General features: G+C 74.8%; 12 protein-coding genes. 1 reads left to right on the top strand and 11 read right to left on the bottom strand.

The features are described from left to right. Positions 1 to 135: 135 nt before the first annotated feature. The 10 genes from ACWGUG_RS05490 to ACWGUG_RS05445 all read right to left on the bottom strand — a co-directional run bounded on the left by ACWGUG_RS05490 (position 136) and on the right by ACWGUG_RS05445 (position 16,972). A complete protein-coding gene (locus ACWGUG_RS05490; protein WP_452324067.1) occupies positions 136 to 720 on the bottom strand; it encodes a hypothetical protein in 585 nt (194 codons plus the stop codon). Continuing rightward, positions 717 to 2,411 (bottom strand): DUF5684 domain-containing protein, encoded by a 1,695-nt coding sequence (locus tag ACWGUG_RS05485; protein ID WP_452324066.1) that lies wholly within the window; start codon positions 2,409 to 2,411, stop codon positions 717 to 719. Before ACWGUG_RS05485 ends, ACWGUG_RS05490 begins: the two co-directional genes overlap by 4 nt. Next, the gene (locus ACWGUG_RS05480; protein WP_452324065.1) at positions 2,408 to 4,975 is read right to left on the bottom strand and encodes a transglutaminaseTgpA domain-containing protein; all 2,568 of its coding nucleotides are present in this window, start codon (positions 4,973 to 4,975) and stop codon (positions 2,408 to 2,410) included. Before ACWGUG_RS05480 ends, ACWGUG_RS05485 begins: the two co-directional genes overlap by 4 nt. After that, entirely contained in the window at positions 4,972 to 6,384 is a 1,413-nt protein-coding gene (locus ACWGUG_RS05475) for a DUF58 domain-containing protein (RefSeq protein WP_452324064.1), read from the bottom strand. The genes ACWGUG_RS05480 and ACWGUG_RS05475 overlap by 4 nt, the downstream gene beginning before the upstream one ends. Next, positions 6,381 to 7,346, bottom strand: coding sequence for an AAA family ATPase (locus tag ACWGUG_RS05470; protein ID WP_452324063.1), 966 nt, complete (start codon positions 7,344 to 7,346; stop codon positions 6,381 to 6,383). The genes ACWGUG_RS05475 and ACWGUG_RS05470 overlap by 4 nt, the downstream gene beginning before the upstream one ends. A 57-nt stretch (positions 7,347 to 7,403) precedes the next feature. Then, entirely contained in the window at positions 7,404 to 13,364 is a 5,961-nt protein-coding gene (locus ACWGUG_RS05465; protein WP_452324062.1) for an Ig-like domain-containing protein, read from the bottom strand. Further along, on the bottom strand, positions 13,364 to 14,503 hold the full coding sequence (locus ACWGUG_RS05460; RefSeq protein ID WP_452324061.1) for a serine/threonine-protein kinase: 1,140 nt from the start codon (positions 14,501 to 14,503) through the stop codon (positions 13,364 to 13,366). The genes ACWGUG_RS05465 and ACWGUG_RS05460 overlap by 1 nt, the downstream gene beginning before the upstream one ends. A gap of 157 nt (positions 14,504 to 14,660) precedes the next feature. Beyond that, positions 14,661 to 15,329, bottom strand: coding sequence for a spermidine/putrescine ABC transporter substrate-binding protein (locus ACWGUG_RS05455; RefSeq protein ID WP_336393550.1), 669 nt, complete (start codon positions 15,327 to 15,329; stop codon positions 14,661 to 14,663). A gap of 69 nt (positions 15,330 to 15,398) precedes the next feature. Further along, complete coding sequence (locus ACWGUG_RS05450) at positions 15,399 to 15,899, bottom strand: hypothetical protein (RefSeq protein ID WP_378883912.1); 501 nt, start codon at positions 15,897 to 15,899, stop codon at positions 15,399 to 15,401. 71 nt (positions 15,900 to 15,970) lie between these two features. After that, a complete protein-coding gene (locus ACWGUG_RS05445) occupies positions 15,971 to 16,972 on the bottom strand; it encodes an ABC transporter (RefSeq protein ID WP_452324060.1) in 1,002 nt (333 codons plus the stop codon). A gap of 147 nt (positions 16,973 to 17,119) precedes the next feature. On the opposite strand from ACWGUG_RS05445, the gene ACWGUG_RS05440 reads away from it, so the two are divergent. Further along, the gene (locus tag ACWGUG_RS05440; protein WP_452324059.1) at positions 17,120 to 17,572 is read left to right on the top strand and encodes a hypothetical protein; all 453 of its coding nucleotides are present in this window, start codon (positions 17,120 to 17,122) and stop codon (positions 17,570 to 17,572) included. A gap of 6 nt (positions 17,573 to 17,578) precedes the next feature. On the opposite strand, the gene ACWGUG_RS05435 is transcribed toward ACWGUG_RS05440, so the two are convergent. Next, positions 17,579 to 18,190: a hypothetical protein gene (locus ACWGUG_RS05435; protein ID WP_452324058.1), complete on the bottom strand. Its 612-nt coding sequence runs from the start codon at positions 18,188 to 18,190 to the stop codon at positions 17,579 to 17,581. Positions 18,191 to 18,443 lie beyond the last annotated feature (253 nt).

The following is an 18,443-nucleotide window of genomic DNA, read 5'->3' as shown; positions in this document are numbered from 1 at the left end:
GTTCGCAGGCCGGTCCCTGAGATGCGGCGCCCACACCGTTCGCCGCACCGAGGCACGGTTGACGGCGCGCGTGAGCGCACACCCGATCTATGATACGTGGGTTTCGGGGGGTGGGCAAACGCGCGCCCCTGACGGTCAGCCGATCGTCAGCAGCGCGACCAGCGCGGTCACCGCCAGGAGGGCGCAGACGGATGCCGCGGCCACCAGCAGCACGGCTCGCCGACGCGTCCGCCGCCGCTCGCGGGCCGCTGCGGCCGCGGTGTCGACGAACGCCTGCGGCGAGCGCGGCTGCGGTTCCCGCGTCCTCGGCGGGGTGGCCGGGAGGGCGCGTGCCCGGTACGCCTCGGCCGTCGAGGGGCCATGGGCCACTCGCCCGCCGACCGCCGGCACGTCGCCGCCCACCTCCTGCGGCGGGGCGGCCGCGCCGGCTCCGCGATGCTCGGTCTGCGTGGTGGCGGCGTCGATGCGTCCGCGTGAGCGCAGGCGCGTGCTCGTCGACTCGTCGAGGGGTTCCGCCGGTCCGCGGCGCCGCGGTCCCGGCGGCGCGTCGGACGCGGTCGGCTGCTCGCCGGGTTCCGCTGCGGCCGGGGCGACCGCGTCCCCGGTGGCGGCCGACGCGGCGCCGCGAGCGCCGGCACGCGGCACCGTGACATCGTCGACCGGCTCGGCGGGCCCCCTGCGCCGCGACCAGGCGGTGCGCTCGTCGTCGGGGTCGATCACCCGTCGCTCCGCTGGAGGCGCACCTCCGCGTCGCCGAGCAGGAACCGGTCGCCGGCCTCGACCTCTTCACCGCGAGGGACCTCGACCTCGGTGCCCATGACGGTGGCGAACAGCACGCCGTTCGTGGAGTCGAGGTCGGTGACGTACCAGCGGTCGTCGCGCAGCCGCAGCCGGGCGTGGGTCTTGGACACGGTGCCGTCCTGGATGGCGACGAGCTGCGCCTGCGGGAACTCGGGGTCCCTCGCCGGCCGGCGGCCGAGGATCACCACGTCGGCCGACAGCGCCACCGGTTCGCCGGCGGGCGGCACGAGCGTCCAGTCGCTGCGCTTGCGGCGGGCGATGATCGTCTGGTCGAGGGCGTCGATGTCGTCCTCGTCGGGGATCTCGGGCTTGCCGTGGAAGGCCGACACCGACGAGCGGGCCGCGCGCGGTGCACCCGCGTCGGGGGCGCCGTAGACGGCCGACACCGGCCCGGATGCCTCGGGGAACGCATCCGCGTCGTCCACCGCAGAGCGGGTCGGGGCCCAGCCCCCGTAGCCGTCGCGGCCGGGGGCGGCGGCGGGCACCCGGGTGACGGGCGGCTGCGCGGAGACGTCGTCGGCCTCGTCGGTCACGGGCGCGGCCGACTCCTCGCGCGCCGCGGGGACCGGAGCGGCCGGCACCGACGCCGCCGGGAGCGGCGCCGTGGGAGCCGCGAGCGGAGCCGGCGCGGCGGCGTCGGCGTCCGGCTCGGCCGGCGGCAGCGCCGGCCCGGCGGGAGTCGCCGGAGCGGGCGCGGCGGGGGCCTCGGCTGCCGGGACGGCCGGGACGGCGGAGATCGGGGCGGGCGCGCCGGGGAACGCCCCAGTCACCTCGTCGCCGTGATCGGTCGAGTCCAGTGCGAAGCCCTGCCACGGATCGGCGTCGTCCGCGCGACCGGCGGGGGCCGGCGTGGTGGCGACGGGACGCCCCGGCAGGGGCGGCGGCGCCCATCCACCGGCGGGCGGAGCGACGTCCGCGCGCGGCGCGCGTCCGTCCTCGGCACGGCCGGTACCGGACCGGGCGACCGGCGACGCGTCCGCCGCCGAGCTGGGGGCGACGCGTTCGACGGACGGCGAGGCCCCGGCGGACGGCCAGTCCGCGGCGGGAGACGACGCCGCAGCGGGCGACGGAGTCGCGACGGGAGCCGGCGGCGGCGCGAAGGCGGACGCGGCGGCCGGTGCGGGCGGTGCCGGCGGGAACGCACCCGTGTCGGCGTGCGGGGTGGTGGAGGCGAACGGGGGCAGCGGCGGGAGACCGGCGTCGGAGGAGCGGCGCACCCCGGAGCCGCTCTGCTCCCAGCCCACCCAGCGCGCGCTCCCCCAGCCCACGACGGAGGCCCACACCGGGAAGGCGAGGATGGCCAGCACCGTCATCCCCGCACCGAAGCCGAACGCGACGCTGAGGCGGTAGACGGCCAGCGCGAACACCACCAGCAGCGGGATCCAGCCGAGGAAGGGGATGAGGGCGAGGAGCAGGAGCCAGGGCGAGAGGCCGGCGAGGCGCAGCAGCACCACGAGGTTGAGCACGGGGACCCACGCCTGCCACGGCTCGACGCCGGACTTGCGGAACACCGCCGAGAGCGCGAGGGCCGTCCAGACGTAGAGGCCGGCGAACAGCAGCAGGCTGGTCAGCGATCCGAAGAGCGCTCCAGTGGCATCGGTGGCGTTCATGGCGTGGGACGCACGGGCTCGGCCCGGCGTCTCCCCCTTTCGGCGAATCTCGTGCCGACGCGCTTCTCGGGCGCCAGCGGGCGGACCAACGATTTCAACGATACGGTCGCGCGGACCCCTCGCCAGAAGCCCCTTGCGCGACGCAGAGCGCGCCGCTCCGCGTCTACAGCATCCCAGTAGCGGCGGGCTTCCTCGTCCGATACGGCGGCGTGGGAGAAGACCGCGCGATCGGCGTCGCGCGCCAGGGCGATCCCGGCAGGCGTGTCGAAGGCGACGGCCAGCTCCGTGCGGGTGCCCGCGCGGGGCAGCGGGCGGCCACTGTCCAGCGCCGCGTCGACGTACTCGTCCCAGCCGCCCGCGACGCGCGACGCCGGGCTCCGAGCCCGTCGGCGGCCGCGGCGGCGCGCCGCCTTCGCCCCCAGCACCACGAGGAACGGGCCGAGGACCAGCGCCGCCACGAGCAGCGCGATGCCGGCCGTCCGCAGCGCCGGCCACAGCCACGCAAGGTCCAGGCCCGCGCCCTCGTCGGTCGCCTGATCGTCGACCGTGTCCTCCTGCGCGGGATCGGGCGGCACGACCTCCTCGACGGTCTCCGGTCGCACCTCCGTCACGTTCTCCGGGTCGCGCTGCTCGGTGACCTCGAGGCTCGGCGACTGCGCGAACTGCGGCGTGACGTCGACGGGCACCCACTCGCCGTCGGCCGACTGCACCTCGACCCAGGCCGAGAGGTCCCGGGCACGGCACGCGCCGTCGTCGCACGTCGCGAGACCGGGCTCGGCCGACGACAGGCGGGCGCCCAGCACGACGCGCGACGGGAAGCCCAGCTCGCGGGCGATGAGGGCCGTCGCGACCGCGAACTGCTCGTCGTCCCCGATCGCCGCGACGTAGTTCCCGGATGCCGCCGCGCGCGGGTCGCTCTCGCGCTCGAGCAGCCGGGCGAACATCGTCTCGATCCGGGCCAGCGAGTGCCCCGATGCGCTCGGCTGGAACCGGTAGTCGGGGAGCGCCCGGGCCCAGGCCGGCGTCGCCTCGTCCTGCGTGAGTCCGTGGCTCAGGTAGCCGCGCTCGCGCAGCAGCGTCACCAGGCCCGCGAGGGCCTCGCCGTCCGCGCCGGTCGCGTGCTCGCCGATCCACGCCCGCAGGCTCTCGGGCGCCGCGACCCCGCCGGGGCTGCCCGGCGCCTCGAGTCCGGCGAGATCGTCCGTCGCGGGCTGGACGCCGCGGACGACGTAGCGATCGCCGCCTCGGAGGCCGCCGGCGGCGGTCTGCACACCGGCCGACGCCGACGCGTTGTAGTAGAAGCCGTCGGCCAGGGATGCCGCCCTCTCGCCGGCGAACTCGACGGCGGACAGCCGGCCGAGCGTCGGCATCCAGATGCCGTCCCAGTCGTCGATGCGGATGCGGGCGACGACGGCCGAGCCGTCCCCGGCGTCCAGCGACGACGGCACGCGCACGAAGCGACCGGCCTCGACGGCGCCCTCGCCGCCGGAGCGGAAGACCTCGCCGTCATACGCGTCGAGGGTCGCGATGCGCAGCCGCTCGGGCAGGGCGCCCGAGACCGGCTCGACGGTGAAGAGCACGTCGTCGGCCCGGTCGTCGGCGTACAGGGCGCGGTACTCCGACAGCGGGCTGACCTCGGCCGAGACGTCGATGTCGGGGCCGACCGCCGAGCGCAGGACCTCGCGCTCCGCCCCGCGGGCGGCGAACGGCACGACGACGACGGCGATGACGAGAGCCCCCGCGACCATCGACGCGCCGAGCGCCGTGCGCCGGCGGTCCGCCGCAGAGGGACGACGCGAGATGCGGACGCCGCTGGATGCCGCGGCGCGCTGCAGCGCGCGCACGCGCTCGTCGTGGGTGCGCCAGGCCAGCCACAGCAGGCAGGTCGTGAGGCCCGCGACGCCGACCGCGGTCTCGAGCGGTGCGTGGAGGACGACCGGGCCGAGGACGAGGGGCGCGCTCACGGTGGTGCGTCCGAAGAACAGCCCGAACGTCACCATGACGAGGGCGACGGGCACCGCCGCGTAGGCGACGCGGTCCTCGCGCCAGGCGAGGAGGAGCACGACGCACGTCCCGATGAGGAACACCACCAGCGCCGGCACGAGGAGGTTGCGGTACGCGCCGACGGGCAGCTCGACCGTGAGCAGGTCCTTCCAGCCGAACAGCAGCCCGCTCGCGAGCTCGGTGAGCCCGCGCGCCAGCTCGCTCGGCCCGCCCAGGCGCGACGGCACGGCGAGCGGGATCCCGAGCACCAGCACCGCCGCCGACAGCAGGGCCGCGACGATCCAGCCGCTCCAGCGCCGGGCGCGCGCCACGGCGGCGATCGCGCCGCCGGTGACGACGCCGGCGATGACGAGGACCACGAGCCCGCCGGAGCGGTAGATCGGCCAGGCCGCGACCGCGGCGATCGTCGCGATGAGCACCGTGAACACGACGCCGGCCGCGATGCGGGGCGCCCACCACGACCCGCGCAGCCCGAGCGCGCCGCCGTCGCCGCGGGGCGCGGCATCCGTCCCCTCCCGCGCCGGAGGCGCACCTCCCGTCGCCGGCTCCCGGGCGCTCACGAGGCGGCCCCACGCAGGAGGAGACCGGACAGGTCGTCGAGGGTGCCGACGGTCAGCACGGTCATGCCCGAGAGCGGCTGCATGCGCGGATGCGAGCGCTCGTCGCAGATGACGCCGACGACGGCGGTGTCGGCGGGGAACGCGAGTGCCGCCTGCTGGAGACGCGACAGCGAGACGGCGGACCCCACCACGACGAACGCGATCGAGAGGCGCTCCGTCGACTCCGCCGTCAGGCGGCAGACCTCGGCCACCGGCATCGTGCCGTCCAGCAGGACGACGCCGCTGAAGCCGTCGAGCATGGGGCGGGGCGCGGCGGCGGGGATCCGGGTGATCGCACGGAGGCGACCGCGCACGACGCGGGGGATCTCGGAGCCGGTCACGATCTGCACGTCGCGGGCGTCGTGCACGGCGCGCAGCCCGAGCGATGCGGCGCACGAGACGGCCAGCTCGAACTCGTCGGCGTCGGCGTACTCCGCCTCGGCCACGGCGAGCACGACGGCCATGCGCGATCGCCGGGACTCCTCGTACTGGCGCACCATCAGCCGGCCGGTCTTCGCCGTCGAGCGCCAGTGGATCTGACGGCGGGAGTCACCGGGCGCGTACTCGCGGATCGCGTGGAACGACATGTCGGCGTCGACGAGGCGCCGCGTCGGGCTGCCCTCGAGGTCGCGGATGAGTCCCGCGCTCGAGGACGGCAGCGAGGTCGTCCTCGGGTGCACGTAGACGTCGTGCACGTCGTGGAACGAGTGCTCGCGACGCAGCAGCCCGATCGGGTCGCTGCGCACGGTCGTCGCCGGACCCACCCGCACGATCCCGCGACGCAGGCCCGGGATGTCCAGCGGCTGATCGACGGCGTGCCCCGGACGCAGCAGCGGCACGCCGAACTCCACGAGACCGGCACCGACGGGGACGTCGATGCGGCCGGGGAGGGCGATGCGGTGGCCGTCGTTGCGGACGGCGATGCTGCCGTGCACGCCGGCGCCGGCGACGACCCGCTCGTGCGTCAGCGAGAGGTCGACGTCGTACGCGCGGGCGCCGAACAGGAACGGCACGGCCGCGAGGAGCAGGAGGAGGGATGCCGCCCCCGCGACCATGAACTCGACCCAGCCGAAGACGATGCCCAGCACCATCCCCGCTGTGGCGGCGACGGCCACGAGGACGCCCGCCGGCCGGATCGTGTCGCCCGCCCATTCCGCGGCGGCCCCGATCGCCGCACCGGCCGCGCGCCAGACCCGTGTCCCCCGCACCGCCAACCGCACGAACGCGCGTCCGCGGCCCGATGGGGCCACGCTCGTCGCGGTCGCCGTGGCGGTCGTGAGCGTCCGGCCCGTCGTCCCCGTGGACTGGGCCGTGCGGGTGAGCCGCGCCGGGGCGGACCCCACCGCGTCTCGCTGCCGGGCGGTGCTCATACCGCTTCGCGCCTCGCGGGCGGTACGACATCCAGCAGCACCTGTCCGACCACGGTCTCGGGCGTGACGCCGTCGAACTCGGCCTCGGCGTGCAGGATCAGGCGGTGGGAGAGGACCGGCACGGCGAGCGTCTTGACGTCGTCGGGCGTCGCGTACACGCGTCCCTGCGAGGCGGCGCGCGTGCGTGCCGCGCGCGTGAGGGCGAGCGCGCCGCGGATGCTGACGCCCAGCCGCACCTCGTCGGCCGTGCGGGTGCCCTCCACGAGGCGCGCGATGTAGTCCAGCACGAGGGCGTCCACGTACACCTGGGCGGCGAGGTCGGCCATGCCGATGAGGGCCTGCGGCGTGATGATCGGGGTCAGGTCCGCCGTGGCGATCGCCGCGCCGTCGAGGATCCGCACCGTCGCGGCGTGGTCGGGGTAGCCGAGCGAGGTGCGCATCATGAAGCGGTCGAGCTGCGCCTCGGGCAGCCGGTACGTGCCCGCCTGCTCGACGGGGTTCTGCGTCGCGAGCACGAGGAAGGGCACGCCGACCTCGCGCGACACGCCGTCGATGGTCACCCGGCCCTCCTCCATGACCTCCAGCAGCGCGGACTGCGTCTTGGGGCTCGCGCGGTTGATCTCGTCGGCGAGGACGATGTTGGCGAAGATCGGGCCCGCGTGGAACTCGAACACGCCCTCCTTCTGGTCGTACACGCTGAGCCCCGTGATGTCGCTCGGGAGGAGGTCGGGGGTGAACTGGATGCGGGTGTTGGTTCCCTGCACCGACTGCGCCATGGCACGCGCGAGCGACGTCTTGCCCGTTCCCGGCACGTCCTCCAGCAGCACGTGCCCGTCGCTCAGCATCGCCGTCAGGACGAGCTCCACCACGTGGCGCTTGCCGAGCACGGCGCGCTCGACGTTGTCGGCGATCTGCCCGAACGTCTGCGCGAACCAGTCGGCCTGCTCCTGGGTGATGGTCATGTCGTGTCCTTCGTCGTGGGCCCGGGGATCGGGATGGGAGGGGCGGATGCCCGGGGGTCAGGGTGCCGGAGGGTTGCCGTTGTTCGGCTGGCACGAGCCGGAGAACGTCGTGCTGGCCGGTGCGAGGCCCCAGCCCTGGGCGTCCCACGCGGCGGTGACCGCGACGCCCTCGACGCTCGCGGCGCCGACGGGGACGTTCCACGTGCCGGCCTCATGGGCGAGCGGGCGGCCCTCGGCGTCGAAGTAGCGCAGACCCCCGTTGCCGAACGTGAACGCCGCCGACGACCCGTCCGGCGCGTTGGAGGACCGTCCGCTCGCGGTGAGGGGCGACCCCCCGACGCACGAGTCGACCTGCCACGTCGCCTGCACCTGGTACGGCGCGCTGCCCGCGCGCGGGCGCACTGTGGACCAGCCCGTCGCGGTGCCCCAGAACTCGTGGACGTAGCGCACCTGGATGACCGGATCGCGCCCGAAGACGCTCGTGCCCGGGCCCCAGCCCTGGAACTCTGCGCGGTTGCGGTTGGGGAGACGCTCGGTCGTCGTCGGCTCGTCGCGGATCACCCAGTCGGCCCGCTGCTCCGACACGTCCGGCCTGCCGTCGACGACGAACGTCCACCCCTCCGGCGCCCGGCCGGACTGGTGCGCCCGCACGGTCGCGGTCGCCTCTGCGTGCCCGAACGACGTGCCGTCCCACCACGATTCGACGCACATGCGGAAGGCGTACTCCTCGCCGTCGGCGAGGCCGGGGAACGTCGCCGTCTCGCCGTCCTCGAGCACGGTGCAGCGCCGGCCGTCCTGCACGATCCCGTAGCGCAGGCGCGATCCGTCGCCGTTCGCCGTCGCGGCGGCGCGGGCGGTCACGGTCGACGTGCCGTCCCCGTCGGACGCCGAGCTGAGTGTCAGCTGCGGCGAGAGCGGGCTGCCGATCCCGTTCGCCTGCACCGTCGCGGCCGCGCCGGACGCACTGCCTCCGAGGCCGGGAGGCAGGTCGAAGCGGGAGTACGGCGTCACCGTCACCGGCGACGAGGTGTTGCTTCCCACCCGGTAGGAACGAACGTCGACCCGCGTCTGGTTGGGGCCGACCGGCACGCGGATGACCTCGCCGGCGGGGCTGGAGATCTCGAGGCTTCCGGTCTCGGCCGTGTCGATCCCCTCGATGGCGAGCGAGACGACGCCGCCGGTGCCGTCGCCCGTGACGACCGGGGCGGCGGTGACGCTCTCCGGCCGCAGCGGGGCGTCGTAGGCCCACGCGACGGTGCGCACGCTCCCGCGCGACTCGCCGACGGCGTTGACGGCCCTGACCTCGTAGGTGCGCGGTTCGCCGTTCGGAGCGGAGATCGGCGGGCACACGCCGTCCGCCGAGCATCGCACGGCGTCCTGCCCGGCGGCACGGACCACGAAGCCCGACAGTCCGGGGTACGCCAGCCGCGCCTCACCGGGATCCACGCGGAGGGTCACCGTCTCGTCGGCATAGGCGGTCTGCACCAGGCTCGCCGGCGGCTTGGGGTACCCGAGCAGGTCCAGCATCACGCGGCCGTCCCGCTCCGAGTTCGTCACACGACCCTGCGCGTCGCGCACCGAGAAGGTCGCGGTGCACGTCGCCCCCGGGGCATCCGCCGTCCACGTCGCCGTGATGGACGTCGCCGACGCCACCTGGAAGCCCACGCCCGCGCACGCGCCGGTCGGCCGCACCGCGACGACCTCGAGCGGCGTCCGCGGCAGCGGGTTGACCTCGCCGCTCGCGCCGATCACCCCGATGGTGCACGAGCCGCCCGCGGCCTGCGAGCACTGCTGCACGACCGACCCACCCTGCGGGAGGGTGGACGGCGCGGCACCCACCCTCAGGATGAGGCGCGCGGGCGTCACCGAGGTGTGGCTGGTGATGGAGACGAGGACCGCCTCCTCCGAGCCCGGCAGGGCGCGATCGGCCCCCGTCACGGTGAGGACCGACCCCTCCTGCACGACGTCGAACGCGGTGCCGTCGTACTGGACGGCGTACTCGATGCCGGCCCAGTCCTCGCGCAGCTGCCACGTGGTCATGTTGCGCAGGTCGAACGAAGCCGTCTCGCCCGGCCCCACCGCGATGGAACCCGGGCGCAGCTCGGGCTGCGGATCGCGCGGAACGACGGTGAGGGGCACCGAGATGAGCGTCCAGTCCTCGTCGCCCACGAGGCGCACCGGCACCTGGCAGGCGTCGACCCACGGCGCGCCCGCCCCGGCGTCGTAGCGCACGGCCGTGCCCGATTCGACGGCGCACCGGGCCTCGGGGCGTGCCCCGGAGGCCCGCACGTCGCCGCCGACCTCCACGGCCGTGCCCCGCGGGCGGGCCACCAGGTCGCCCATGTCGAACGTGGTCGACTCCAGCTCCGCGACCTGGGCCGACGCGGCACCGGCGCGCAGCGTGAGCGCCACGTCGTCATCGCCCGGGACGCGGAGGAAGCCGTAGGTCACGACCTCGCCGGAGGTGCCCTGGCCGGTCACCGCGAAGGGGATCAGCCGCGTGGTCGCGGGCAGCTCGCCCCGCAGCCGGGAGCCGGTCACCGAGACGCCGCTCTGCGCGCCCCACAGCGAGACCTCGAGATCGCCGACGTCGCCGCCCGACCACGTCACCTTGCCCTCGAGCACGTCGACACCGCGGCGGAAGTCGTCGCGGGTCTCGACGGTGAGGACGGTGTCGGCCACGATCGGATAGTCCGGCACGCTCTCGCGCACGACGCGGACCACGATGAGTCCTCGCCCGGTGTTGCCCGACGACGACTCGACGTCGTAGAGGAACGACATCGTCCCCGGATCGTCCCCGGCCTCGATCACGACCGTGGTGTCGTCGGCCTCTGCGATCCGCTGCTCCAGGCGGGCGAACTCGGGATTCTCGCTGCCGTCGATCAACGTCGCGGGGACATCGGGACGGATGCCCGTCACCCGCAGCTCGCCCATCGTCGGGTCGACGTCGTTCGACAGCGGGCTGACCCGGATCGTGCTGCCCTCGCCCGCCTGCACCTGCACGTAGTCCGTGAAGGTCACCGGACTCGGGTTGGCCTCGCCGTCGAGGACGCCGACGCGCGCGGTGCCCTCGGCGGTGTCCCCGAACGCGTCGACCACGCGGTAGCGGAAGGAGACCTGACCGCTGTCGCCGGCCACGCTGGTGTACAGGATCGACGTCCCGTCCGCCGTGATGGTGGCCGCGCCCCGCTCGGGCTGCGACACGATGCGGTCGAGGGTGACGACGTCGCCGTCGGGGTCGGCGCCGAAGCCGTCGAACTCGATGAGCGCGGACTGGCCGCTCAGCACGCGCCCCTCCAGCGTGTCGGCCGCCGGTGCGCGGTTCGCGTCGTCGTCGATCACCCGCACCCGCACGACGGCGGTGTCGGCGAGCGCGGGCGCGCCCGTCGTGAACACCGAGTACTCGACGGCGTACTCCCCCGGCTCGCCGGGGGCGAGGTAGCGCAGCAGGTCGCCCGAGCCGAAGGCCAGCGCGACGTCGGTGGAGGACCGGACCGACGCGGCGTTGAGGGTCGGCCGTCCCCCGGCCGGGGAGATGTCGTTGTCGAGCACGGGGATGTCGATCTGCGCGCCCGCGCGCACCACCACGGTGTCGTCGACGGCGATCGGTGCGAGCTCGGGCGCGGGTGGGAGCAGATACACCGTCGCCTCGCCCGTCACGCTCGACCCGGCGTCCTCCGTGCCGTCGCTCACCACGTACGAGACGGTGCCGAGCCGGCCCGCCGCGCCGTCCGCGGTGGTGCCCGCCACCCGGAGGTGGTTCTGCCCCACGGCGTCGACGGACAGCGTGGCTCCGGCATCCGCTCTGGCGACCACGTCGCTCAGCAGCAGCACGCGCCGCGTCGGGTTGGAGACCGCATCGAACACCTCGAGGGTCGCGTCCTGCTGGGGGTGCACGAACGCCACCACCGGCGAGGTCGCGAGCTCCGCCGGGGCGTCCGCGGGCAGCAGCGTGATGCGCACGGTGCCGGTCGCCTCGCTGGTGCCGTCGGTGACCGTGAAGTCGACGCGGAAGGTGCCAGGTGTGCGCGCGCTGAAGTCGAAGGACGTCGAGCCGCCGATGACGGTCGCCGTCGCGGCGGCGTCGTCGAGCACGCGGACGGAGTCCAGCGACAGCATCCCCGCCGTGCCGGTGACGTGGTCGGCGACATCGACGGTGATCGCCGAGGCGACCGTGTCGGTGACGGCGAACGACTGGGCGGCCAGCTCCGGCTGCGGCGACACGGTGATCGTCAGGGCCTTCACCGTGGTGCGGCCGCGGGTGTCGGCCACGGTCACGGCCAGCTCGATCAGCTGCTCGCCGCCGTCCCCGCTGTCGCTGTGCTGATAGACCACCTCGCCGCCCGGCGTCGCCGCCACGCTGCCGGGTCCCGTCGTGTTCTGGACCGACAGCAGGAGCAGCGGGTCGCCCTCCGGGTCGACCCAGCCGGGCAGGACGGGGACGGTCACGGTCCCGCCGCGGGCGACCTCCGGCCGGGGCCATTCGACGAGGCAGCGCTCGACGCCGCACCACTCGGGGGCGGAGTCGGCGTCCGGGCCCGCTGCCGTGACCGTGACGGTGGTGGGCTCCGACGTCAGTCCCCCCTCGGTCGTGCCGTCCGTGACGGCGTAGGTGAAGGTCGCCGACCCGGTCGCACCGGGCTGCACGCGCACCGCGAAGCGCTGGCGATCGTCGGTGACCGTCACCGCGCCGAACGCCGGGTCGAGCCCGCTCACCGACTCCGGATCGATCGTGAGCACGTCCTCATTCGGGTCGTGGTCGTTCAGCAGGACCGGCAGCGACGCGAGGGTGCCGGCGCGGACGCCAAAGGCGTCGGGCTCCGCGATCGGCGGCTTCGGATCCAGCACGACCTGCAGCTGCTCCTCGCTCGGCACCGCCTCCGGATCGGTCCGGTCATCCAGGCTCCAGTCCTGGCTGGAGGCGATCAGCTCGCCGTCGGGCACCGACCACGCCCACCCCGACCGGGTGTCGTTAAGGATGACCGCGGAGCCGCTCGCCACGAAGACCGGCCGGATCTCGTCGCCGAGCTCACGCTGCCCGTAGTCCAGCAGGATGTCCGCGCCGTCCGATCGCCACAGCCGTCCGCCGGCATCCCCCTGTCCGAGCCATGCGGCGTAGGTCACGCCGTCGTGGGTGACCGGCTGCGCGGGCGTCCCCAGCACGACGCCGTCGGAGCCGCCGACCTCCCGGGTCATCGCGGAACCGTCGGCCGGCACCCGCACCAGGGCGGTCTCGTCGGCCAGATGCACCGCCGAGCCGTCGGGATCCGGGGCGCCGACCACGACGGCGCCGGTGGTGGGGGCGGGAGCGGGTCCGTCCTGGCCGCGCAGCCACACATCGCCGTCCTCCGTGTCGATCACGGCCCACGTGTCGCCGGCCGCGGTGATGGCAGGATCCCCCAGCCCGTCGGCGTCGAGGCGCTCCCGCTCGCGGACGTCGCCGGCGCGCACGTCGTAGCGCATCACCGAGTCGTCGTCGGATGAGTAGGCGAAGAGCATTCCCCGCGCATCGACGGCGATGGCATCCGCGGTGTACTGCGGTGCGTCCTCGTCGCCCGAGCGGAACGGATCGACCTGCACCGCGGTCCCGCTCGAGAGCCGCCCCGCGTACACGGCGCCCGAGTCGGTCAGATAGGCGACGTAGTCGCCGGCGGTCACCGCCTCGGTCGTTCCCGGCGGCGTCTTCTGCGACGACCGCAGCGCCTCCGCGTCGAGATCGGCCGGCATGGCCGCGTCGATGCGGGTCAGCGTGCTGTAGCTGTCGCTGAACAGGTACGCGGCCTCCCCCGTCTGCACGACCTGGTCGGGGTTGCTGATGCTGCGGACCGTGTCCAGCTCGCCGACCGAGGTGTTCACGCGGGCGTAGCGGCGGCCGTCGCCGGTCTGCAGCGCCCACACCGCGGTGTCGACGTCCGGCGTCTCCTGCGCGTCCAGCCCGGGCCATGCCACGCTGACCCCGATCACCGTCGCCACGACCGCGCCGGTCGCCACCAGCCCGGCGATCGTCCCGCGTCGCATCACAGCACCCCTGCGGCCAGGAGCGCCACCACGACGGCGCCGGCGCCCACGGCGAGACCGGCGCCGATGCCCACGACCCACGGCAGCACGGCAGCGGTGCGGCCGCCGGCGGGCGCCGAGATGTCGGTGTCCTCGTCGCGGGCGAGCGACGTGAGCTCGACCCCGCCGCGGACCTTGCGGGTGACCTCGCGGTCGACGCGCGAACGGGCGGGACCCCGCAGGCCCGAGTCCGCGAAGTCGACGGGGACGGATGCCGGCGCCCACTCGGTGCCGGGCACCTCCAGCGGCGTCGGCGAGAGGCCGAGCCCCGCCTGCACGTCGCGCAGCGCCTCGCCGAAGGCGCGGGCCGACTCGTAGCGGCGACCCGGATCGCGACTCATCGCACGGGCGAGGACGCTCTGCAGGGCGGGGGGCACGTCGGCGCGGGGGATCTCGACGTACGTGGCGCGCGCGATGCGGCGGCGGAGGAGCTCCTTGGTGTTCTGGCCGCGCTCGCGGCGCTCGAACGGGCTGTGCCCGGCCAGCAGCGAGTACACCGTCGCTCCCAGGCTCCACACCTCGCTGGCGACGGTGCCGCTGGTCTGCTCGGCGACGACCTCCGGCGCGCTCCACGGGATGGACATCGCGAGCACCTCGCCGCCGCTCCTGCGCTGCAGCGAGGCCGAGATGCCGAAGTCGGCCAGCACGGGAGTGCCGAACGTCGTGATGAGGATGTTGCTGGGCTTCACGTCGCGGTGGATGAGGCCCGCGCGGTGGGCGGATTCGAGGGCGCTGGCCATGCGCACCCCGATCGTCAGCACCTCCGCGACGGGGATCCGCTCGACGCGGTACCGCTGCGCCAGCGACCCCGGGCAGAACTCCATGACGATGTACGGCCGACCGTCGGCGGAGATGCTCGCCTGATACACGGTGACGATCGACGGATGCGCCGACAGATGCGCCAGGACGTCGGCCTCGGCGTTGAACATGCGCCGCAGCTCGGGGTCGCGCACGTCGCTGGGCAGCACCTTCACCGCGACGTTGCGGCGGGGCATGTCCTGCTCGTACAGGAAGACGTCGGCGAAGCCGCCCGAGCCGAGCGGCCGGATGTAGGCGAGGCCCGGGAGGATCGGAGGCGCCGAGGGGAGCCGTGTGGCCACCGCATCCCCCGTCCGCTCCTGTGCACGACCCGCGCCGCAGAGGCGGCAACAAACCTGGCCATGCTAACAAAACCACCTGCGCGTACCCGCGCTCCGCGCCCCGCCGTGTGGAGGGCATCCCCGCCGCCTGCGCCGCCCTTCGCGGAAGGGGGCGCCGTCAGTCCGGCCGGTGGCCGTCGCCCGGTTCGTGCGGGTCGAACGGCGCGTCGAGCGACTTCGTCAGATCGGCCAGCATGGCCTCGATCTGCGGCTCGACGAATTCGGCGATGGCCCCCTGGATCCGCAGCCGGTGATGCAGCAGGATCGTGCACACCTCGCGGCCGACCATGTTGGCGTAGTCGTCGGCCAGCCCCACCTCCTGACGGAGCGCCGCCTTGGCCTCCTCGCTCAGCGGCGGCAGCGCGGGCACGTCGGCGTCGGCCTCCTCGGCGAGCCCGGCGACGGTGAAGAGGAACGGGGCGCCCGGGAGGGGGTCGGGATCGAGCGGGAGACCCTCGAACTCGGGGTCGAGGCCTTCGGCGGGCCGGTAGCTGCGCGCGCGGTTGCGCGCCGCCTGCTGGTCGAGCTCGGCCTGCAGCATCGGGAGGTTCAGCGCGGTGTACTCGGCGACGGCACGATCGACGATCGTCTTGATCCGGGTCGAGAGCCCGTGCTGCACGCCGTGCGGGACGTCGGCCCCGATCCCCGCCGCCGACAGCACGGGGGACCCGAAGCACCGGCGGCACGGGGCCGTCCGGCCGCGGTGGGTGGCCGGCTCCCAGCGCGGCAGCCACGCCAGCCAGGCGTCCACCGCCTGGCTGACCTGGGTCTCGAGGGACCGCTCCACCTGCACAACGCTAGTACGAGGCCCTCGCGCGCGCCCGGATCCCGCGCTGACGTCGCGGTTCGGGCGGCGTCATTCGTCGTACTCGTCCTCCCACGGCCATCGCGGCCGCCGTGCCCGGGTGCGGACGAGGGCGATGCCCGACCACGCGCACACGAAGGCCGACGCGGCGACCGCCAGGCCGAACCAGGAGGTCGCGAGGCGGCCCGCCACCCCGGTCGCGACGCCGAGGTCGGCGCCGGTGAAGAGGGAGCCGAGCCACACCCCGCCGATGTAGGCCAGGAAGCTCGCGGCCGTCGTCCAGGCGGCGCCCCAGAAGGACGGATGCCGCTCCTCGGCCCTGCCGATGGCCGCCCACAGCCCGCCGGCGAAGGCGAGGAGCGCGCACACGACCCCCGCGATCCCCGGCACCTGCCCGAGGCCCGGTGTCGCGATGACGGCCTCCCCGGTGGCGAGGCTCGTCATGCCGAGCCCGAAGATGACCAGCGCGGCGAACGCCATGCTCGCGAAGGCGAGCGCGACCGGCGGCCGCACGGACCCGTGCGACTCCCCGCTCCCGCGGTCGGCGGTCATGCGGCCAGCCTACGTCGCCGCACGGACCGACGGGTGCGCGGCCGGCGTGCCGGCCACCGGCAGGCCGGGTGCTACACGCGGACGAGCTGCGGACCGGCCTCGAGCGTGCGCTCGTACTCCCGCTGCGCCTCGATGTTGAGCTCGGTGACGCGCTTGCCCCGCGACGCCACCCAGGCGCCGAACCAGATGGTGAGCTCGCGGCCGATGACGAACGCGGCGATGGCGAGCGGCGCGAGCAGCTCCGCGCCGACCAGCTCGGCGCCCCCGCGGGCGGTGAGCTCCCAGAACGGCGCCTGGAACAGAGCCCCCAGAATGTGCCCGCCGTACGCGGCGATGCCCACGAAGATGCCGAAGATGACCCACGCGCCCCAGCGGCCGCGGTTGATGATCGCGCCGAGCAGCCAGAAAGCGATGAAGAACACCACGGTCGGAATCCACAGCGACCATGTGGCGAGCGCCTCCAGGGCGGCGATCCCCACGTTCTGGATCGTGACGTCGCCGGTCACGGCACCGAAGCCGAGCCAGGCGGCGAGGTACAGGACGGCGAAGGCGAGCGCGGCGAGCAGCCCGATGGCGGCGGCCGCCGCGCGGTTTCCGCGCGGCCGCGGCGCCTCGGGCGCCTGCACGAAGATCGGCTGCGGGGCCGGCGCGGTCGCCCGCTCGTCGACGACGGGCTCGCTGGGCGTCACGACGGGCGCGGCCACAGCGGTCGGCGCCGAATCGGCGGCCGGCGCGGCGGTGTGGGAGCGGTAGTCCAGGGACGCCGCCTCCGGCGTGTCCCACGGGTCGGGCTCGGCGTCCTTCGGCGCGGCGGCGGTCGAGGCGGAGGCGGCCGGCGCGAGGCCGGCGTCCGTGGTCCGCTCGGACGAGGAGGCGAGGTCGTCGCCGCCCTCGGCGCCACGGGCGTCGGCGGAGGAGTCGGTGGCCGAGGCGTGCACGGCGTCGTCCTCGACGACGGCGCCGCGGCCGGCGGCCTCGGCTTCGGCGAGGCCCTCGTTGGCGCGACCGACGACGTCGTCGACGCCGCGAGGCTCATCCACGGGCTCGCCGTAGGTCGACTTGGGGTCACTCATCGCAGGCACTCCTCACGCAGGGCTGATCCCCGCAGAGGCAGAGTAGCCCGGGGCGGCGCGCATCCCGGGGAGGCGTGCCGTGCGTGTGCGGCGATTGGGTCGCGGCACGGCCGAGGCCCGGCGCGGTGCGGGGGGACCGCGGGACGGATGCCCCTACCCTGGCACCATGGCACCCCGGGCGACACGCGCCGCCGCAGCGGCGGCATCCGTCGTCTGTCTCGCTGCACTCGTCGCCTGCGCACCGGATCCGGGACCCTCAACGACCCCGCGTTCGGGTCGTCCGGCCCGCAGCCCGGCGGCGGCCTGATCTGCGTATGGCGCGACCCCGCCGCCGACACGACCGGCCTCATCACGACGATCACCTACATGTCGCGCGGCCCGGCGCTGGACATGCTCAACCAGCTCGGGGCCGAAGAGGGCTACGCCTGCTACACCCCGGTCGGCGGCACCCGATGCGAGAAGACCTGGCAGAACGAGACGTACCCGGTCACCGACGGGCGCACGCTGTTCTGGCGCGATGACATCCTCATCGACACCGTGTACTCGAATCTCGCGCCGAGCGGGTACACGGACGCCGTCGTGGCGAGCATCTTCCGCTGAGCCGGGTCATCCCCACACGGTGCGGTCCAGGCGCGGGCCGTAGTCCTCGGGGTGCCAGCGGGACGCGACGCTGACCAGCCACAGCCCGTCTCGGAGGGTGTGCTCCTCGAGGACGGCACCGTCCTCGAGGGTGCAGGTCAGCTGCTCTCCCGCGCGGCACGCGTAGCCGTCGCCCGAGAGCGCGGCCTCGGCGATCGACGAGGCCTCCGGGTCGATCTTCGCCAGCGTCGTGACGATCTCGCCGTCGTCGAACCGCCACGTGCAGGTCACGAGCACCTCGGGCGACGCCGCATCGGCGAATGCCGTCGCGGACGTGGCCGCCGGCGCAGCCGACTGGTCCAGGAGCGACCCGGGTCGCCACATGAGCTCGTTCCACAGGTCGTCGGCGTACAGCGTGCGGCAGTCGATCGCGGCCCCGCCCGCGGCCTCCTGAGCAGGGCTGAGCGCGGGGGTGGCCTGCGGCTGCGGGGACGTCGCGGCGCGCAGCGTGTCGCCCACCCAGGCGACCGCCACGGGGATCATCGGGAGCGACAGCCACACCAGCACGCCCAGCACCGCAGCGCACAGCAGTCCCGCGGGCACCGCGATCCACGAGTTGCGACCACCGACGCGCGCCATGGACCCCACCTTTCGACTCCACGGTAAGCCGGGGACGCGGATGGCGCGGCGCGGCGCGCGCGGAGCCCGAGGATGCCCTGACCAGCGGCGGGATCGGCGAGCGCGCCGTCGACCTCGCCCGCCTCGAGCGCGGGTCGGAGCGGGGGCGCGCGGGCGGCACAGCATACCCGTCAACCCCCCAGGTCACCACCCCCTCGTCGCGAGGCCCGATCCGACGGACGGTAGACGCCACGGCGGATCCCCCAGGACCGGC

It is taken from the genome of Microbacterium sp. NPDC055455 (assembly GCF_053619935.1).
The sequence above is the reverse complement of the archived record's forward strand: the minus strand, read 5'-3'. Positions and strand labels throughout refer to the sequence as shown.